This window comes from Streptomyces mirabilis (genome assembly GCF_018310535.1).
Taxonomy (GTDB): domain Bacteria; phylum Actinomycetota; class Actinomycetes; order Streptomycetales; family Streptomycetaceae; genus Streptomyces.
In genome coordinates this window covers 33,194-51,639 of record NZ_CP074102.1, presented here as the reverse complement: position 1 = coordinate 51,639, position 18,446 = coordinate 33,194, and the positions used below count along the sequence as shown (strand labels likewise).

At 70.2% G+C, this 18,446-nt stretch carries 17 protein-coding genes; all 17 read left to right on the top strand.

Annotated features, from left to right (window positions below; genetic code table 11):
- Positions 1–82: 82 nt before the first annotated feature.
- Positions 83–802: a 50S ribosomal protein L11 methyltransferase gene (locus tag SMIR_RS00210; RefSeq protein WP_212726280.1), complete on the top strand. Its 720-nt coding sequence runs from the start codon at positions 83–85 to the stop codon at positions 800–802.
- Positions 803–818: 16 nt separating this feature from the next.
- Positions 819–2,969, top strand: a complete 2,151-nt coding sequence (gene pabB, locus SMIR_RS00205; RefSeq protein ID WP_212726279.1) for an aminodeoxychorismate synthase component I — start codon at positions 819–821, stop codon at positions 2,967–2,969.
- Positions 2,970–3,366: 397 nt separating this feature from the next.
- Entirely contained in the window at positions 3,367–4,113 is a 747-nt protein-coding gene (locus tag SMIR_RS00200) for a TauD/TfdA family dioxygenase (protein ID WP_159055269.1), read from the top strand.
- 51 nt (positions 4,114–4,164) lie between these two features.
- Positions 4,165–5,163 (top strand): diiron oxygenase, encoded by a 999-nt coding sequence (locus tag SMIR_RS00195; protein WP_168498412.1) that lies wholly within the window; start codon positions 4,165–4,167, stop codon positions 5,161–5,163.
- A 62-nt stretch (positions 5,164–5,225) separates the two neighbouring features.
- Complete coding sequence (locus SMIR_RS00190; protein WP_168498414.1) at positions 5,226–6,308, top strand: Ldh family oxidoreductase; 1,083 nt, start codon at positions 5,226–5,228, stop codon at positions 6,306–6,308.
- 21 nt (positions 6,309–6,329) lie between these two features.
- Positions 6,330–7,253 carry a branched-chain amino acid transaminase gene (locus SMIR_RS00185; protein WP_249938303.1) on the top strand — a complete coding sequence of 308 codons (924 nt, stop codon included), beginning with the start codon at positions 6,330–6,332 and terminating at the stop codon, positions 7,251–7,253.
- 93 nt (positions 7,254–7,346) lie between these two features.
- Complete coding sequence (locus SMIR_RS00180; protein ID WP_212726278.1) at positions 7,347–8,378, top strand: C-terminal binding protein; 1,032 nt, start codon at positions 7,347–7,349, stop codon at positions 8,376–8,378.
- A 65-nt stretch (positions 8,379–8,443) separates the two neighbouring features.
- A complete protein-coding gene (locus SMIR_RS00175; protein ID WP_212726277.1) occupies positions 8,444–9,604 on the top strand; it encodes a KamA family radical SAM protein in 1,161 nt (386 codons plus the stop codon).
- A 57-nt stretch (positions 9,605–9,661) separates the two neighbouring features.
- A complete protein-coding gene (locus tag SMIR_RS00170; protein WP_168498420.1) occupies positions 9,662–10,780 on the top strand; it encodes an iron-containing redox enzyme family protein in 1,119 nt (372 codons plus the stop codon).
- A gap of 40 nt (positions 10,781–10,820) precedes the next feature.
- Positions 10,821–11,843 carry a pyridoxal phosphate-dependent aminotransferase gene (locus SMIR_RS00165; RefSeq protein WP_168498422.1) on the top strand — a complete coding sequence of 341 codons (1,023 nt, stop codon included), beginning with the start codon at positions 10,821–10,823 and terminating at the stop codon, positions 11,841–11,843.
- A 40-nt stretch (positions 11,844–11,883) separates the two neighbouring features.
- Positions 11,884–13,065 (top strand): methionine adenosyltransferase, encoded by a 1,182-nt coding sequence (gene metK / locus SMIR_RS00160; RefSeq protein WP_212726276.1) that lies wholly within the window; start codon positions 11,884–11,886, stop codon positions 13,063–13,065.
- Positions 13,066–13,101: 36 nt separating this feature from the next.
- Entirely contained in the window at positions 13,102–14,046 is a 945-nt protein-coding gene (locus SMIR_RS00155) for a DMT family transporter (protein WP_212726275.1), read from the top strand.
- Positions 14,021–15,331 (top strand): KamA family radical SAM protein, encoded by a 1,311-nt coding sequence (locus SMIR_RS00150; protein WP_212726274.1) that lies wholly within the window; start codon positions 14,021–14,023, stop codon positions 15,329–15,331. Before SMIR_RS00155 ends, SMIR_RS00150 begins: the two co-directional genes overlap by 26 nt.
- Positions 15,328–16,176: a nucleotidyltransferase domain-containing protein gene (locus tag SMIR_RS00145; protein WP_168498430.1), complete on the top strand. Its 849-nt coding sequence runs from the start codon at positions 15,328–15,330 to the stop codon at positions 16,174–16,176. Before SMIR_RS00150 ends, SMIR_RS00145 begins: the two co-directional genes overlap by 4 nt.
- A gap of 78 nt (positions 16,177–16,254) precedes the next feature.
- The gene (lhgD, locus tag SMIR_RS00140) at positions 16,255–17,457 is read left to right on the top strand and encodes an L-2-hydroxyglutarate dehydrogenase (protein WP_168498431.1); all 1,203 of its coding nucleotides are present in this window, start codon (positions 16,255–16,257) and stop codon (positions 17,455–17,457) included.
- Positions 17,458–17,474: 17 nt separating this feature from the next.
- On the top strand, positions 17,475–17,993 hold the full coding sequence (locus tag SMIR_RS00135) for a winged helix-turn-helix domain-containing protein (RefSeq protein WP_168498434.1): 519 nt from the start codon (positions 17,475–17,477) through the stop codon (positions 17,991–17,993).
- A gap of 12 nt (positions 17,994–18,005) precedes the next feature.
- Positions 18,006–18,326: a ferredoxin gene (gene fdxA / locus SMIR_RS00130; RefSeq protein ID WP_168498436.1), complete on the top strand. Its 321-nt coding sequence runs from the start codon at positions 18,006–18,008 to the stop codon at positions 18,324–18,326.
- Positions 18,327–18,446 lie beyond the last annotated feature (120 nt).

The window sequence follows — 18,446 nt, the reverse complement described above, 5'->3', positions numbered from 1 at the left end:
TCCGGCAGGTGTCAGGGCTGGTCAATATGTCGATCACGGGGACAGACGGCGCGCACGGCGCTCATGGTCACAAGGGATACGGATGGCAGAGCTGAAGAGCTATGTGCGGTCGCTCGAGCGCAGCCGGCAGGCGTTGACACGGACGGACAGGCCGGAGATGTTTGCACTGGCGAACAGAGAGTGGGGCGTCCTGGGTGGCGTGTTCTCGCCCGTGTTCTCGGCGACGACCAGGGTGGCGATGGAGGTTCTCGGGCTCGTCGGCGACGAGGAGCCCGATTTCTGGCGGCGCAACGGATCGTTCCTGGAGATCGGTTCCGGAACCGGGATCATCGCGGTGTCGGCCGCCCTCGCGGGCTGTGAGCGAGTGGTCGCCACCGACATCAACCCGGACGCCGTGCGCAACACGGAGATCAACGCCGCGCGCCACGGCATGGCGGACCGGGTGAGAGTGGTCCACAGCGACCTGTTCTCGGCACTGGACCCCGCTGAGCGCTTCGACACCGTCTACTGGCACTCCAACTTCGTTCTCGCGCCCGACGACTACCGGTACGAGACCGATCACGAGCGGGCGTACGTGGATCCGGGCTACCGAGCGCACCGGCGCTACCTGGTCGAGGCCCCGGGCCTGCTGACCGAGGGCGGCTCGGCCCTGCTCCAGTTCAGCGACCGCGGCGACCTCTCCCTGCTCCGCGACATGGCCGCCGAGTGCGGCCGGACGCTGCGTGTGCTGGACGGCCGCAGCTTCCTGGAGGGCGAGGAGAGGATTGAGCACCTACTCCTGGAGATCGTTGTTGTCGACTGACGTCACGGAAAGAACCATGCGCACGCTCCTTGTCGACAACTATGACTCCTTCACCTACAACCTTCACCACTACCTGGCGGAGGTGAGCGGACAGGAGCCGGTGGTGATCCGCAACGACGACCCCTCCTGGCACCGCGGCATGCTCGACTCGTTCGACAGCGTCGTCCTCTCGCCGGGGCCCGGAGATCCGGCGGTCGCCGCCGACTTCGGGATCTGCCGGGAGATCGTCGAGCATGCGCGGCTGCCCCTGTTGGGTGTGTGTCTCGGCCACCAGGGACTGGCCCTGGCGCACGGCGCCACCGTGTCCCGGGCGCCGGAGCCCAGGCACGGCCGCCTCTCGCCCGTGCTGCACGACGGCACCGGGCTGTTCGCCGGACTCCCGTCGCCGTTCGAGGTGGTGCGCTACCACTCGCTGGCCGTGACCGACCTCCCCGAGGAGCTCAGGGCCGTCGCCCGGACACCTGACGGCGTCCTGATGGGCATCGAGCACCGCGACCGGCCGATGTGGGGCCTGCAGTTCCACCCCGAGTCGATCCTGACCCGGCACGGGCACGACCTGCTCGCCAACTTCATGCACCTGAGCCGGACATGGCGCGCGAGCCGCGCGGCGGAGCGGGTGGAGATCTCGGGACGGGCCCCAGCGCCCCCGGCCGCCGACGCGGCCCACGACGCGGGTGCCGGATCCGCCGCCGAGGCAGTCATCGGTGCCGGTGGGGCCCAGGACGTGGAGCCGGAGCAGGACCGGCGACGGCCCCGTTCGCTGCGGGTCCTGGCCGAGCAACTCCCCGTGCCCTGCGACGCCGAGGTCGCCTACGACCGCCTCTTCCGGGGCGGGGAGTACGCCTTCTGGCTGGACAGCAGCAGATCCGACATGGACACGGGGCGGTTCTCCGTCATGGGGGACGCGTCAGGCCCGCTCGCCCGAGTGGCACAGGCCGATGTGAACGCGGGTACCGTGACGGTCCGGTCCGCCGAGGGCACGCGCGTGGTCCAGAGCGGGCTCCTGGAATGGCTCGATCGCGACCTCCGCTCGATCCGCGTAGAGGTTCCGCCGCTCGACTGCGGATTCGCCCTCGGCTGGGTCGGCTACCTCGGCTACGAGCTGAAGGCCCAGTGCGGCGGGGACGCGGCGCACCGGTCGAAGGAGCCCGATGCCGTCATGGTCTTCGCCGGCCGCGCGCTGGTCTTCGACCACCTGGCGGGCACCGTCCAGCTGCTGGCCCTGGCGCCGGACGGCGACGAGACGGCGGCACGCGCCTGGCTGCGCTTCGCCCAGGACGAGCTCGCGGCCTTGGCAGCCGGCCCTGCCGCCGAGGACGTACCGGCTCCGGCTGGGCCCGCCGAACTGCGGCTGCGGCACGACCGCGACACCTACCTCCGGCTCATCGCCGACTGCCGACGCGAGATAGCCGCGGGCGAGACGTACGAGGTGTGCCTGACCAACATGGCCGAGGTGCACCTCGACCTGGACCCCTGGCAGGGCTACCGCTTCCTGCGCCGCAACAGCCCCGCGCCCTACGGGGCGCTGCTCAGCTTCGGGCCGCTGTCTGTGCTCAGCACCTCGCCCGAGCGTTTCCTGCACATCTCGGCGGACGGCAAGGCCGACTCGAGGCCCATCAAAGGGACGCGTCCGCGCGGCGCGACCCCGGCGCAGGACGCCGACCTGGCCGAGGATCTGCGGACTCAGGAGAAGGACCGCGCGGAGAACCTGATGATCGTCGACCTGGTCCGCAACGACCTCGGCCGGTGCGCCGAGATCGGTTCGGTCGAGGCCGACCTCTTCCAGGTCGAGACCTACGCGACGGTGCACCAGCTGACGAGCCGGATCCGGGCGAGGCTCTCGGCGGGCCGCAGTTCGGTGGACTGGGTGCGCGCCGCCTTCCCGCCCGGTTCCATGACCGGCGCCCCGAAGATCCGCACCATGCAGCTCATCGACAAGCTCGAAGCCGGCCCGCGTGGCATCTACTCCGGCGCCATCGGCTACTTCTCGCTGACCGGTGCAGCCGATCTGAGCGTCGTGATACGCACGGCCGTGGTCACCCCCGGCCGTATTCGTTACGGAGTCGGCGGAGCCGTCATAGCGCTGTCGGATCCGATGGCGGAGTTCAAGGAGACCGCCGTCAAGGCACGGCCCCTCCTCGACCTCACCGGCGCCGATTTTCACTGACCTGACATAGTCCTCGAACACCTGTGGTCAGCCGCCCCGGCTTTGAGCAGAATTCAATCAGTGGGGCAGGCCAGAATTGGCTGGACGGGTCCCGTCGTCGCAATCGCAAGGACGTTGGGTGACCTATTGGCAAAAAGTGGCGGGCAGTTGGTGGTGACCGGTTCCGGAAACCACCCGGACGCCCCTCCCGGTCTGGCCTGATCGCCTCTTCAAGGACCGGCCACCCAGGCCGAATTCAGCCGCCCCGGCCGGATTCGACTGCCCGCCGGGTGTGCCCACGTCAGCGTCGTGCGCCTGCCACCGCCCTGATCACCGGGCAGAACGCGGTCGTCGACGACCGTGCGCGCCATCGTGCGGCTTTTCGACGGCCATTCACAGTGAACCAGGAGTGATTCGATTGACCACTTCCGACGTGCGGGACATCAACGAACTCCGCTCGGTGCTCGACCGGGACGGATACATCGTCATCGAGAACGTGGGTTCCACCGAGAACGCCGAGAAGCTGCTGAGCGGGCTGGGCAGCATCCTGCCGCAGTACGACGGCCGCAAGTCGCACGAAATCGTGGTCACCCCCGGATTCGAGGATCTGCTGCACTCCAAGACCTCGAGGGAGATATACGTCCACACCGAGGCGCCGGGCTGGGACCCCGTCCCGCAGTACCTGGCCCTCTACTGCCACGCGCAGGCCCGGTGCGGAGGCGGGCACACGACGATCTGCGACGGGCGCAAGTTCCTCGCTGATCTCAGCGACCGCGAGCGGGAATTGATGTACGACGTGGAAACCGACTTCCCCGGCGCCTATGGAACGCAGGGAAAGGACGGCGAGGCCGAGTGGACGGTCCACAAGCCGATGGTTTCGCGTGACGTGGACGGCACCGAGGTGATCCGGTTCAGCTACACCCACCTCACGTTCGGAGATTACACACCCGACCTCGGCCGGGACGTCTTCGTCGACCGTCTGCCCCTGGGCGAGGAGGGCATCGCCCTCGCCGAGCACGGCACCAGGTTCTTCAACGACAACCACCTGCCGGTGCTCGTCCCGGACCACGCGCTGCTGATCTGGGACAACCGCCGGATGTTCCACGGCCGCAGCTCCTACACCGACCAGCGCCGGCACCTGACCCGCTTCTTCGTCGGCGCCTAGGCGGACAGGGGCCGCACCGGCCCGGATCAGCAACAGAGAGGAAGCACCCCTGTGATCACCGATCCTCAGGAAGGCAGCACCGGAAACTTCGGCACCGTGCTCTTCGACGCGGTGGACAACCCGGTCATCCAGCGGCTCGCCCTGAACTGGGAGAAGCGCGCCACGGTCAAGCGGGACGACCCCGACCTGCTCGATCTCTTCGATCCGGAACTCCCGGACTACCCCGACACGATCGTGCCGTTCAAGGACCACCCCACCTACCGGGAGCTGTCTTCCGAGCAGCAGGGGGAGATCCTGAGCTGGGCGATGATCGCGCTGAACCGGAACACGATGTTCTCCGAACAGCGCGTGGTCAACCCGGCGTTCAGCCTCATTCTCCAGGGAGAGTTCCCCGGACTGTGGGGTGAGGCGCTGGAGATCTCGCTGATGCAGTCGATGGTGGACGAGCAGTACCACACCCTCATGCACCACATGGCGAGCGGCATCACGCGCAAGCGGCGCGGCAAGCCGTTCAAGGACTCCGATCTGCCGCTGCCGTACTACTCCCGGGTGCACATGCAGCTCAGTGCGGACGCCCCGGAGCGCTGGCAGCGCAGTCTCCTCACGCTCTCCTTCGCCACCATCACGGAGCTGTGCATCGGCGGCTACCTCGAACTGATCGCCAAGGCTCCCGGCATCCAGCCCATGAACCTGGCCCTCGCCCGGCTGCACCGCCACGACGAGGTCTGCCACGGATCCATCAACGGCGAACTGGTCAAAGTCCTCTACCCCCAGCTGAACAAGGAACAGCAGCGCTTCCTGCTGCAGGCCCTGTGCGATGCGCTGGAGGCGTACGCGGCGAACGACTACGGCACGTGGCAGACCGTCATGAAGCTGGTCGGCGTCAAGGGTGGCGAGGAGATGCTGCTGGACGTCCAGGACGCCGGCCGCAAGGCGCTGCTGCGCGACTACAGCGGCCTGCACCGGGTCTTCGAGGACCTCGATGTGCTGGAGCAGATCGAGTTCGACTGGTCGAGCGTCAAGGTGTCCGGCGAGATCCCCTACCAGTGAGCCGTCGGTTCGGAGCCGAACAGGGAATTCGCCGCCAAGGGAACTCGCCCGAAAGGGAACACATGGACAAGGTCATGCCCGTGGCCGACCAGTACCGCATCGCGCCGGACGTCGCCGAGACCGTCGCCGCCCGCGCCCTCACGGACGCCGGGGTGGCACCGGCCGACAGTGCCGCCGTGGCGGACGCGCTGGTGCAGACCTCGCTGCGGGGCATCAGCACCCACGGCCTGCGCCTGCTTCCGCAGTATCTGAGCGACATCGAGCACGGCATCGCCAACCCGCGGCCTGTCTGCACCGTGGTCAGGGAGACGGGACCCACCGCCGTCCTGGACGCGGACTCGGCCCTCGGCATCGTGGCCGGCCTGCGAGGAACCGAGGAAGCGGTGCGCAGGGCGAGCCGGTTCGGCGTCTCCGTGGTGGTGGTGCGCAACTCCAACCACTTCGGCGCGGCGTCCGTGTACAGCCGGGCGATGGCGAAGGCCGGGATGATCGGCTGGGTCATGACCTCCTGCTCGCCGCGGGTCGCGCCCTTCAACGGCAGCAAGGCGCACCTGGGCACCAACCCGATCAGCGTGGCCGCGGGCGTCGGGGACCACGAGTTCGTCCTGGACATGGCCACCAGCCAGGTGTGCCTGGGGGAGATCCGTGAACGCGGACGTCAGGGCGAACCGCTGGAGGAGGGCTGGGCCAAGGACGCTTCGGGACGCCCCACCGTCGACGCCGCGCAGGTCTCCACGCTCATGCCCCTCGGCGCCGGGCACAAGGGCCAGGGACTGGGCATGGTGGTCACCCTGATGACGGCGGTGCTCGCCGGCTCCCCGCTCGACTGGGAGCTGGAGCACATCGAGAGCGCCCCTCACGGCAGGGGCCGCCAGGTGGCGCACTTCCTGATGTGCCTGGACCCGGCCGTCTTCGGCGGGGACGAGGCGTTCGACGAACGTATGCGGACGTTCGTGGACGACACGCGGCACAGCCCCTCCGCGGGCGCCGAACCGGTGCGTGTGCCGGGCGACCCGGAGCGCATCACGGCGGCACGCAACGCCGCCCACGGCATCCCCCTGGACCCCCGCACGGGCCAGAGGCTGTACGGCCTGGCGGCCGACTACGGCATGGACAACCTGCTGCCCACCACCGGCATCGCCTGACGCCGGGCAAGGAGAATTCGCGTGGTAACCCTCTCCCGATCCAAGTCGATCTGGATGGACGGCGAGTTCGTCCCCTGGGACGACGCCCGGATACACTTCCTGACGCCGTCCCTGCACTACGGCTGGGCTGTCTACGAGGGCATGCGCGCCCATCGCACGGCCGACGGCACGGCGGTCTTCCGGATCGACGACCACATAGCCCGGCTGCGCAACTCGGCACGGGTGTACATGATGGAGGTCCCGTACTCCGATGAGGAGATCGCTGAGGCGATCGTCTCCCTCGTCAAGGAGAACGGCTCGCAGCCCTGTTACATACGGCCGAACATCTACCTCGGCTATGGCAGCATGGGCGTCTCGCTGGATCTGTCGGCGGCCCGCGTGGCCATCGCCACCTGGCCCTGGTCCGACTACGTGGACCGGCAGGCGCTGGCGCGGGGCTGCCGGGTGATGACCAGCGGCTGGCGGCGCAACCACCAGGACGCCATCCCGCCGCAGGCGAAGGCGACCGGCGCCTACATCAACTCCTGCATGGCCAAGATCGGCGCCCAGCGGGCCGGCTACGACGACGCGCTGCTGTTGACCGACACCGGCCATGTCGCTGAGTGCTCGGCGGCCAACTTCTTCCTCGTCAAGGACGGTGTCCTGCACACGCCCCCGGTCAGCGAGGGGATCCTGCCCGGCATCACCCGCTCCACGGCCATGACGCTGGCCGCCGAAGCGGGCCTGGAGGTGGTCGAACGCCGGATCGCGCGGGCGGAGGCGTACACCGCAGACGAGATCTTCCTGACCGGCACGGCCATCGGCGTCGTCCCCGTGGCCTCCGTCGACGACCGGCCGACCACGTCCGCGGGCTGCGGGCCGGTCACCAAGACCGTCGTCGAGGCGTACGAGGACGCCACGTCGGGCCGGCTGCCCGGCCACGCGGACTGGTGCACCCCGGTCTGACCGGCGCCGGGTGCAGGAGCGCCGTCCACGGAAGCGCTCCCGCACGGCGGGCGGCAGGCAGGAGAGGGCAGACCGAACGAGCGGAGGCACGACGTGAGCCGATCGCACACCGACAGCCGTGATCTACAGCGGGGACCGGCACCCGCGCCGAACGCACCCCGGGTCGTGGCGGTCGTCGACGCCCCAGAGGGCGGTTATGTCGACAGCACCGACCTCGAACAGCGGGAGGCCGGCAGCGGGATCGACGTCCGGCTGCGGGTCCTGTCCCAGAGCGAGGTGCCCGAACTGGCGCGCCGGGCCCCGGAGTGCATCATCCTGTGGCATCGCATCTCCCTCACGGCCGAGTTCTTCGCGCTCAACTCCTCCTGCCGCGTGGTCGTCTGCGCGAGCGTGGGCCACGACCACGTGGACACCGAGGCCGCCCGGGCGAGCGGAGTGGCCGTCTACCACGTACCCGACTACGGCGTCGACGAGGTCGCGGACCACACGCTGGCCCTCGCCCTGAACGCCGTACGCCGTGTCCGGGAACTCGACGCGCATGTGCGCGACGGCGGATGGGAGTGGCGGCGGGCCGAGGGCGTGCGCCGACTGCGCGGCGCCGCCTGGGGTCTGGTGGGCTGCGGACGCATCGGGCAGGCGGTGGCCCGCCGGGCCGCGTCCTTCGGCATGCGCATCGGCTTCTACGATCCCTACGTCCACCCCGGCACCGAGAAGGCTCACGGCTGGACGCGCTTCTGGAGCCTGCACGAGCTGCTGGCGGCCTGCGAGGTCGTGAGCCTGCACGTGCCTCTCAGCCCGGAGACGGAGCACATGATGGACCGAGCCGCTCTGGAGGCACTCGCGCCGGGGGCCGTCCTGATCAACACCTCACGCGGCGCGGTCGTGGACGAGGACGCCCTGCGCCAGGTCCTGGACCGCGGCCGGCCGGCGGCCGTCGGACTGGACGTCGCCGAGCACGAACCGGGCGTCGCCGGCTGGCTGCGCGGACATCCCCGGGCCCTCCTCACCCCCCACTCCGCCTTCTACTCCGTCGAGTCGATGACCGAACTGCGGCGCAGGGCCGCCTGTGCGGCCGCCCAGGCGCTCCGCGACGAGCCGGTGACCGCGGCCGTCCGCATCGTGTGAGACCGGGCGCGCGATCGCCGTCGCCGTCCGACGTCCCGTCCCGACGTGCCCAGAGAAGAGTCCCTATGCCCCTCGCCCCCAAGGAAGCGGTGGCCCGCCCGGCCGGCTGGAAGGACTGGAAGTGGCAGCAGCGCCACGCCGTCCGCAGCGCCGGCGCGATCAAGGAGTACTTTCCCGGGTGCCCGCCCGAGGTGCTCCGGGAGATCGACGCCCACGCCTCGACCCGTCGGTTCCAGGTGACGCCCTACTACCTCAGCCTGATCCGCACGGACGGCGACCGGCTGCGTCCCCTCGAAGACGACCCGCTGTGGCGCCAGGTCTGTCCCTCGGCCCCGGAGCGTGCCGACCCCTACGGCTACGACGGGGAGAGCGAGAACTGGGAACTGGACGAGGAGATGGTGACCCCGGTCGCCCAGCACAAGTACGGCAACCGGGTCATCATCCGGTACTCCAACATCTGCCACGCGTACTGCCAGTTCTGCTACGAGGCACTGCGCACCCTCGAACGGAACTCGTCGAAGCCGTCCTTCGAGCGGCGCCACTGGCTCCAGACGCTGGACTACCTCGCGGACCACGCCGAGGTGGAGGAGGTGATCCTCAGCGGCGGCGAGCCGTTCATGCACAGCGACGAACAGCTCGCCGGGGTGCTGGCGGACCTCCGGGAGGTCCGTCCCGAGCTGGTCGTCCGCATCCACACCCGCAGCCTCACCTTCAACCCGTTCCGGGTCACCGAAACGCTGGCACAGACGCTGCGGGCGCACGAAGTGCAGGCGCTGGGCCTGCACATCACGCACCCCAACGAGATCACCCCGGCCTTCGTCGAGGCCCTGCGCCGGCTGCAGAGCGCGGTCCCCCTCGTGTTCTCCAACGTGCCCCTGCTGCGCGGCGTCAACGCGTGCCCCGAGACGATGCGGGAGCTGTCCATGTCCCTGTACCGGCTGGGCGTGCACGCCGGCTACCTGTACCACTTCATGCCCCGCAGCCCGAAGGCCGAGCTGTTCTGGGTCCCCGTGGACGAGGGCCGCAGGATCGTCCGGTCCATGAAACGCCACATGTCCAACCCCGCCGTCCCCGAGTACGTCCTGCCGCATCCGACCGGGAAGTACACCGTGCCGCTGCACGACGCGGACGAACACCCCAGGCACGAACAGGACTCCGACGGCGTCCGGTTGCTCGGCTTCGTGAACTGGCGCGGCGAGCACGTCACGTATCCCGACCCCGAATGACCGGCCCAGAGCCGCATCCCATTACCACACCGCCCCCCCCACGGCAGGAGACGAGGCATGTGCGACACCGTCCGTAGCGTCGTCGACAGACAACGGATCCCGTCGATGCGGCCGCCTTTGCGAGACCCCTCGCAGACGGCGCGGCACACGGTTGAACACCGGCTCGCCCGCTGCCTGGACGGTCCGCTGGACCTCCAGGGCCGCGGCGACGACAGCAGGGCACTCCTGCGCACCGCGCAGGACCGGCTCGAAGCCGGGATCGCGAGCCAGGACCCCGACGCCCTGCTGGACGTCCACCGCTCGCTGTACGCGGTCTACGAGACCCTCCTCGGGCACCCCCTCGCCCCGGCCGCGCGGCACGAGCGCAGCGCGTGGTTCAACGTGTTCCGGGCGATGTGCGAGGACGCCCTCCTGGAGGCCGACCTCGCGTCGCTGGAGGGCAGCCTGCCATCAGCCGTCGAGGCCGGCCGGCCGCACTACCTGAGGCAGTGGTTCCTCACCGCCTCCCAGCAGCGCAGCCCGCTCGACCGGGCGGTGGAGGACCACCTCGAACACAAGGCGACCCTGAAGGAGATGACCCGGTTCATCCAGGCCGACGGCTATCTCAACTACCGGTTCTTCGACGCCCTGGTGCTGGCGCAGACCCACTTCATGGAGAGCGTCAAACAGGAGATCGGCCACCACCTGTGGGACGAGTGCGGCGCCGGCGACGACTCGGCGGCCCACACCGTCCAGTTCACCCAGGCCTTGCACCGGCTCGGCACGTCGCTGCCGCTCCTGCCGCCCTGGGAGGACTGGCGCCCCTACGCCGGCTTCAATCTGTACTTCATGCTCGGCACCAACCGCCGCCACCATCTCAAGGCGCTGGGCAGTCTGGCCATGCCCGAGCTGTTCGACGTGGACCGTGACGACATCGTCGTACGAGGTCTTCAGCGGCTGGGGCTCGACCCCCACGACGGATTCCAGTTCTTCGTGAACCACGTCTCCGGCGACGCCGAGCACGGGCCCGAGTGGCTGAGCCATGTCGTCACCCCGATCGTCCGCCACGACCCGGCCGCCGGCATGGAGCTCGCGCAGGGCGCGGCGCTGCGGATGCTCGCCATGCGCCGCTACAACGAGTTCCTCGCCGACCTGCTGAACGTCGAACCGGTCCAGGCCGTCACCGGGTGGACCTGAGATGAGCCGCGCCGCATCCAATCCCTTTCCGTCGATCGAGATGCAAGAACGTTCCACCGGTCTGCCCGCACGATGGCGCCTGTCCACCAACGAGAACGAGTTCGGCCCCGCGCCCTCGGCCGTCGAGGCCATGGTCGCCGCCGCACAGGACGCGCACCGCTATCCGGACTGCGCGCACCACTCGCTGCGCCGGAGCCTGGCCCGCCTGCACGGGGTGAGCGAGGAGGCGATCCTGGTGGCGACGGGCATCGACGGCCTGCTGGCCCAGGTGTGCCGCTCGCTGCTGCACCCCGACTCGCCGGTGGTCACCACCACGGGCACCTATCCGACGTTCGCCCACTTCGCCGAGGCTGCCGGGGCCGTGGTCCACACCGTCGACTACCACCAGGACCGCGCCGACGCCGAGGCACTGGCCGACGCCGCGCGCCGGCATCGGGCCGCACTGGTCTACCTGGCCGAACCCGACAACCCGCTGGGCAGTGCCCTGGGAGCCGACGAGGTGCTGCGACTCGCCGACCGGCTCCCGGAGTCCACCGTCCTGGTCGTCGACGGGGCCTACACCGAGTACGCCGCGACCCGCCCGCTGGACGCGCGGGATGTCATGGGGCGCCGCCTGCTGTGGTTGCGCACCTTCTCCAAGGCCCATGGTCTGGCGGGGCTGCGGGTGGGCTACTGCCTGTACGACCGCACCACGACGGCCGGCCTCGATCGCGGCCTGGAGCACTACGCGGTCGGCCGGCTCGCCGAGACGGCCGCACGCGCGGCCCTCGACGACGCCCGGCACCTGGACCGGACGGTCGCCCTGACCACGGCCGGCCGCACGCACTACCAGGCGGAACTGGCGGCGCTCGGCTGCCGGCCCCTGCCGTCCGAGACGAACTTCGTGACCTTCCGGATCCCGGGCGACCCCGGCCGCACCGGCGAGGTGACGAACGCCATGCGACAGCGGGGCACGTACATCCGGCCGGTGCGGATCCCCGGGCGGCCCGACCTGGTACGCCTCACGGTCGGCCCGCCGGCCCAACGCGCCGAGGTGCTCGGCCTGTTGCGCGACCTTCTCTGAACGTTCCCTCACCTCGACCATGCACCCGCGGGTGCGGAATGTGAGCCCTGCCATGTCGTCGTCGTCCTCGTTGCCCTCCTCCAGGCCCTCCAGCAGCCTCCCCTGGTCCCAGATAGCCGAGTCCGTCACGCCCGGTCATCCCGACAAGGTCGCCGACCAGGTCTCCGACGCCGTACTCGACGCATATCTCGCCACCGACCCGCACGCACGCGTCAACTGCGAGGTCATGGTCACCCGGGACCACGTTCTGGTGACCGGCCAGGTGACCGCCGCCGGGGCGGTGGACGTCGAGGCGGTGGTACGCGGCGTGCTGTCCGACGTCGGCTACCGTGAGGTGGCTGTCCACGGCATCGACGCGACGCGCAGCCCGGTCACGGTCGTCCTCGACCACCAGTCGCGTGAGATCGGAGCGGGCGTCGACGAGGGCGGCTCCGGTGACTCCGGCATCGTGTACGGGTACGCCTGCGACGAGACGCCCGAACGGCTGCCGCTCAGCTGCGTGCTGGCGCATACGCTCAGCAGGACACTCGCCGAACAGCGCGACCAGGCACCGCAGGTCGGGCTCGGACCCGACGGCAAGGTGCAGGTGGAGGTCGTGGCCGGCGACCGACCCTCGCACGGCCGGGTCGTGCTCTCCGTCCAGCACGCCGCCACGGAACCGCCCGAAGCGGTACGGGAGTTCTGCGCCGAGCAGGTGGTCAAGCCCGTCCTGGCGACGCGGGACCTTCCCGTCGAGTGGGTCCAGGTCAACCCCGCCGGGTCGTTCGTAGTCGGAGGCACCGCGGCCGATGCGGGGCTCACGGGCCGCAAACTCATGGTCGACACCTACGGGGGCCTCGCCCGCCACGGCGGCGGCTGCTTCTCCGGCAAGGACGCCACCAAGGTGGATCGTTCGGGCGCCTACGTGGCACGTCAGCTCGCCCTGACCGCGGTCGAGGCCGGCCTTGCCGCGCGGTGCCAGGTGGGCATGGCCTACGCGATCGGACGCCCCGAGCCGGTGTGGTTCGAGGTGGACTGCTTCGGCACCGAGCGCGTCGACCCGACGAAGCTCACCGCCGCGCTGCGCTCACTGACCGACCTGCGGGTCGACGCCACCATCGACCGGCTCCGCCTGCGCCACATCCCCTTCCGCCCCACCGCCACCTTCGGCCACTTCGGACGCACCGGCTTCCCCTGGGAGCAGCCGGTGCGCGCCGACGAACTGCGCGCCCAGCTGGCCTGACCGGACCCCCCACCTCGGACGGACCCACTCACCCTGATGAAACGCACCCCTTCCGCAGACCTCCAGGGCTTCTCCTACGGCTTCCTGGGCGTCCTCGGGTTCAGCCTCACCCTGCCCGTGACCCGCATGGGGGTGGGTTCCCTCCCGCCCGAACTCGTGGGCCCCGGGCGCGCCCTGCTCGCCGTGATCCCCGCGGCACTCCTACTGCTCCTGCGGCACCGGCCACTGCTGCCACCTAGACACCAGCTGCGTGCCGTGCTCGTCACCGCCCTGGGCACCGTCATCGGCTTCCCGCTGCTGACGGCGCACGCCCTGCGCACGGTGTCGGCCAGTCATGCCGCCCTGGTGGTTGCCCTGTTGCCGGCCACCACCGCGGTCATGGCCGTGCTCCGGGGCAGGGAACGGCCCTCCGGCAGGTTCTGGGTGTGCTGCGGGCTGGGCACCGCGATCGTCCTCGGCTACCTCTCGCTGGGCTTCGGCGGGGGTCTGCACACCGGCGACGCCGAACTGCTGGCGGCCGTCGTCGTCTGCTCCCTCGGCTACGCGGAGGGAGGCGTGCTGGCCCGGGACGTGCCGGGCTGGGTGGTCACCTCCTGGTCCCTGGTCGCCGGAACCCCCGTGGCCGCTCTGGTGGTGGCCCGCGCCTGGCCGCCGCAGGGGCTGACCCTGGACGCGCGCGGTGCGGCGGCCTTCGTCTACCTCGCCCTGGGCAGCTCGCTGCTGTCGTTCATCGCCTGGTACCGGGGCCTGTCCAGCGGCGGTGTGGCCAAGGTGGGCCAGATTCAGCTCCTGCAGCCGGTACTCACCATGCTCTTCGCGGCCGTTCTGCTCGACGAACCGCTGCGGCCCTCCACCGTACTCGTGGGTCTCGCCGTGGGCGTCGTCGTCCTCGCCGCCCAGCGCACCCGCACCGCAAGCAGTGGTGGCCCCGCCACCACCCAAGAAAGGATCGTCCATGACCGTCGTGCAGGGCTTGAGTGACCTGGCAGCTCCCGTGTTCTCCGCCATCACCTCCAACCGGCTCGCCGAACTCGTCGGCCGGGCCGGATTCACGGGCGACCAGGTCACCGCGGTACGAGCCGTGGCCGAGGTGCTGCCGTTCAGGACGAACAGCTACGTCGTCGACGAGCTGATCGACTGGAGCGCGGTGCCGGACGACCCGATATACCGCCTGGTCTTCCCGCAGGAGGACATGCTGCCGCCCGCTGACGTGGCCCGCATCGCCGACCTGCTGAACAAGGGAGCCGCACGCCGGGAGGTGACGGCCGCCGCGAACGAGGTGCGCCGGAGGCTGAACCCGCACCCGGCCGGCCAGCTGGAGCTGAACATCCCCAGCCACGCGGGCGCGCAGATGCCGGGCGTGCAGCACAAGTACCGCGAGACGGTCCTGTTCTTTCCCAAACAGGGCCAGACCTGCCACTCGTACTGCACCTACTGCTTCCGCTGGGCCCAGTTCATCGGCGACACCGACCTGAAGATGGCCAGCGGTGACATCGAGCAGCTCAAGCGCTACCTCGCCGACCACCCCGAGGTGAGCAACGTGCTGTTCACCGGCGGCGACCCGATGATCATGCGGGCCGGGGTGCTGCGCCGCTACGTCGAACCGCTGCTGGAGCTCGACCAGCTGGACTCCATCCGCATCGGCACCAAGGCGCTCAGCTACTGGCCCTACAAGTTCACCACCGATCCGGACGCCGACGACATGCTGCGGCTCTTCGAGGAGGTGTCACGCTCCGGCAAGGACCTCTCGGTCATGGCCCACTTCTCCCACCCGCGCGAGCTCCAGACCCCGGCTGTCGAGCAGGCGGTGCGGCGGCTGCGCAGCGCGGGGGCGAGCATCCGGACCCAGGCGCCGCTGATGCGGTACATCAACGACGACCCCGCCGTCTGGTCCACGATGTGGAGCAAGCAGGTCAGCATGGGCATGGTGCCGTACTACATGTTCATCGAGCGGGACACCGGCCCGCAGGAGTACTTCAAGGTTCCTCTCGCCGACGCCTACGAGATCTTCCGGCGGGCCTACCGGGACGTGAGCGGGCTGTGCCGCACGGTGCGCGGGCCGTCCATGTCCACGACCTCCGGCAAGGTCTGTGTGGACGGCGTCGTGGAGGTCGCCGGGGAGAAGGTGTTCGCCCTGCACTACATCCAGTGCCGCGACGCCGATGCGGTGGGCCGTCCGTTCTTCGCGAAGTTCGACCCCGCCGCGTCCTGGTTCTCGGAGCTGGTCCCGGCCTTCGAGGGGGACTTCCCGGCCGGCATCGCATGATCCGCACGCGCCTCACCTACGCCCACCGCCCCGGTCGGGAGCTGCTGAGGATCGCCGCCGCCGAGGCAGGGCCGTGGTTTCCGGGCCGGATTTCCGGGGTCTTCGCCCTCGGCAGCATGGCCCACGGCGGCTTCGTCCCCGAGGTGAGCGACGTCGACATCGCCCTGGTCTTCGACGAGGTGCCGGCCGACGCGGCCGAACGCGTCACCGCCCTCGTGGAACACGTCCGCGCCCTGGTCCCGCCCGAGGCGCGTCTGCTGGCCGAGCGGCTGTCGGTCTTCTGGAGCGACTGGCCTCACCTGTGCCGGGGAGAGGGCGCGGGACGTCTCCCGGCGGTCGACCGGGCAGACTTCCTTGAGTACGGTGTCCTGCTCACCGGGCACGACCTGCGGCACCTGTGCCCACGCCCCGACGATGGTGAACTCGTCGTCGAGAGCGCACGCTTCGCCGCGCGCAAGTTCGGTGCCGAGCCGTACCTGGCGCTGCTGAGGTCGCCGCGGCGGCTGCTCGCGGCCGGCGCCCGGGAAGCGACACGGGCGGTGCTGGTGCCCGCCCGCGTCTGCCGCACCCTGGCCACGGGCGACGTCGTGCGCAGCGACATGGCCGCGTCCTGGTACGCCGCCCAGGGCTTGCCCGCCCACCACCTGGTGACGGCGGCCGCCACCTGGCGGCAGCACGGGCTACCGCCCGACACCGGCGAGGCCGAGCGGCTGCTCGGGCGGCACCTGCCGCTTCTGCACGCACACCTGGCCGAACGGATCCGGCAGACGCTCGGACCGGCCGCCGGGGCGGACGCCGCCGCGGCCTGCGACCGGCTCACCGCCCTGTCCCGGCCGGTCCCGTAGCGGGACCCCTGGAGGGCGGCGCAGGCGGCCCGTGTCCGGCGGGCGAGAGCCCGTCCCCCCACCAACGAGGAGACATCTGTGCAGAGCCACTACGACGTGATCGTGATCGGTGGCGGCATCGTCGGTCTGTCCACCGCGTACGCCATCTCCCGGGCCGCGCCCAGCACTTCCGTGGCCGTACTGGAGAAGGAGCCCGCCGTCGCGCGCCACCAGAGCGGTCGCAACAGCGGTGTGATCCACAGCGGTATCTACTACCGCCCTGGGTCGTTCAAGGCGCGCTTCGCCCTGCAAGGCGCCCAGGAGATGGTGAAGTTCTGCGCCGAGCACGGCATCGCGCACGAGGTCACCGGCAAGTTGATCGTGGCGACCGATGCATCCGAGCTGCCGCGGCTGGCCGACCTGGCCCGGCGCGGCGAGCAGCACGGCATCCCGGTGCGCACGCTCGGCCCCAGGGAGATCGCCGAGCACGAGCCGCACGTACGGGGCCTGGCCGCCCTGCACATCGGCACCACCGGCGTGGCGGACTACCCGGCGGTCGCGCGCAGGCTCGTCGAACTGGCCCGACTCGACGGAGCCGAGATCCACGCCGGCTGCGAGGTGCTCTCCCTCGGCCGCGGGCCGGGCGGCGTCATCGTGCACACCACCGCTGGAGACGTCCGGGCCCGGATGCTGATCAACTGCGCCGGCCTGCACAGCGACCGGATAGCCCGCATGGCCGGGGACGACCCCGGCGTGCGCATCATCCCCTTCCGCGGCGAGTACTACGAGCTGAAGGAGCGGAGCCGCGACCTGGTCCGGGGGCTGGTGTATCCGGTGCCGGACCCCGCCTTCCCCTTCCTCGGCGTCCATCTCACCCGGGACGTGCACGGCGGGGTCCACGTCGGGCCCAACGCGGTCCCCGCGTCGGCCAGGGAGGGCTACCGGTGGCGGGACTTCCGGGCCCGGGACGCCGTCGAGATCGCCGGCTGGCCGGGGCTGTGGCACATGGCCCGTCGGCACTGGCGCCAGGAGATCGGTGAGTTGTGGCGCTCGGCGTCCAAGGCGGCGTTCACCGCCGCGGTGCGCCGCATGCTCCCCGACGTCACCCGGCACGATCTTCAGCGGGCGCCGGCGGGTGTCCGGGCGCAGGCGGTACTGGCGGACGGAACCCTCGTGGAGGACTTCCTGTTCACCGGCTCCGGTCCTTTCGTCCATGTCCTGAACGCCCCGTCACCCGCGGCCACCGCATCGCTGCCCATCGGCCGGGAGATCGCCACGCGCGCGTTGAAGGTACTGAGCTGATCCGCTTGGGGGTTGACATGGAGAACTCCGGTCGGCACGTCAAGTTCGTACGATGGCCCGCCGAGGCGAGCATCCGCAACCATCTCCGAAAAGAAGGAATTCCCTGCCTCCTCGTCGTCGAAGGCGGCGCACAGCCGCCGATCTGCACCGACGTGTCGGAGGACTGGATACGGGCGCCGATCTCCCACCAGGACGTGCAGGCCCGGGTCAGGGCGCTGCAGCAACGCACCTACGCGCGCAAGGTTCCGGTGCTCGACTCCACCGGTGTCCTGTATTTCCGGAACAAGACGGTCACCGTCTCCAACGCCCAGGTCGAACTGATGGAGAAGTTCATAGAGCACTACGAGGAGGTCGTCTACCGCGCCGAGTTGGAGCAGCAACTCGCCAAACGAGTCCCCGCGCCCACCCGTAACTCGCTCGACCTGCACATCATGCGCCTGCGGCGCCGCATTTCCATGGTGAACCTCAGCATCCGGACCGTATGGGGACGCGGATACATGCTGGAGCCACAGTTCAGTGAGAAGGCGACTCTCTAGACGGAGTGATCCATGACCTATGTCATCGCCCAGCCCTGCGTCGACGTCAAGGACAAGGCGTGCATCGACGAGTGCCCGGTCGACTGTATCTACGAGGGCCGCAGGTCCTTGTACATCCATCCCGACGAATGCGTCGACTGCGGTGCCTGCGAGCCGGTCTGCCCGGTCGAGGCGATCTTCTACGAGGACGACGTGCCGGAGGAATGGAGGGACTGCTACAAGGCCAACGCCGAGTTCTTCGAGGACCTGGGCTCCCCGGGCGGCGCCGGCCCGCTCGGTCTGATCGAGCGCGACCATCCCTTCGTCGCCGGCCGGCCGGTCACCGAGGCATGAGAAAGCCGACTGCCTGCCCTTGGGCGGTGATGGTGTAGTGCGGCGGGGCGCTACGGCCGGCGCGGACATCCGGGCCGTGCGGGCCGGCAGTGGCGAACGTCACGTGCGTTCGCGGGCTTG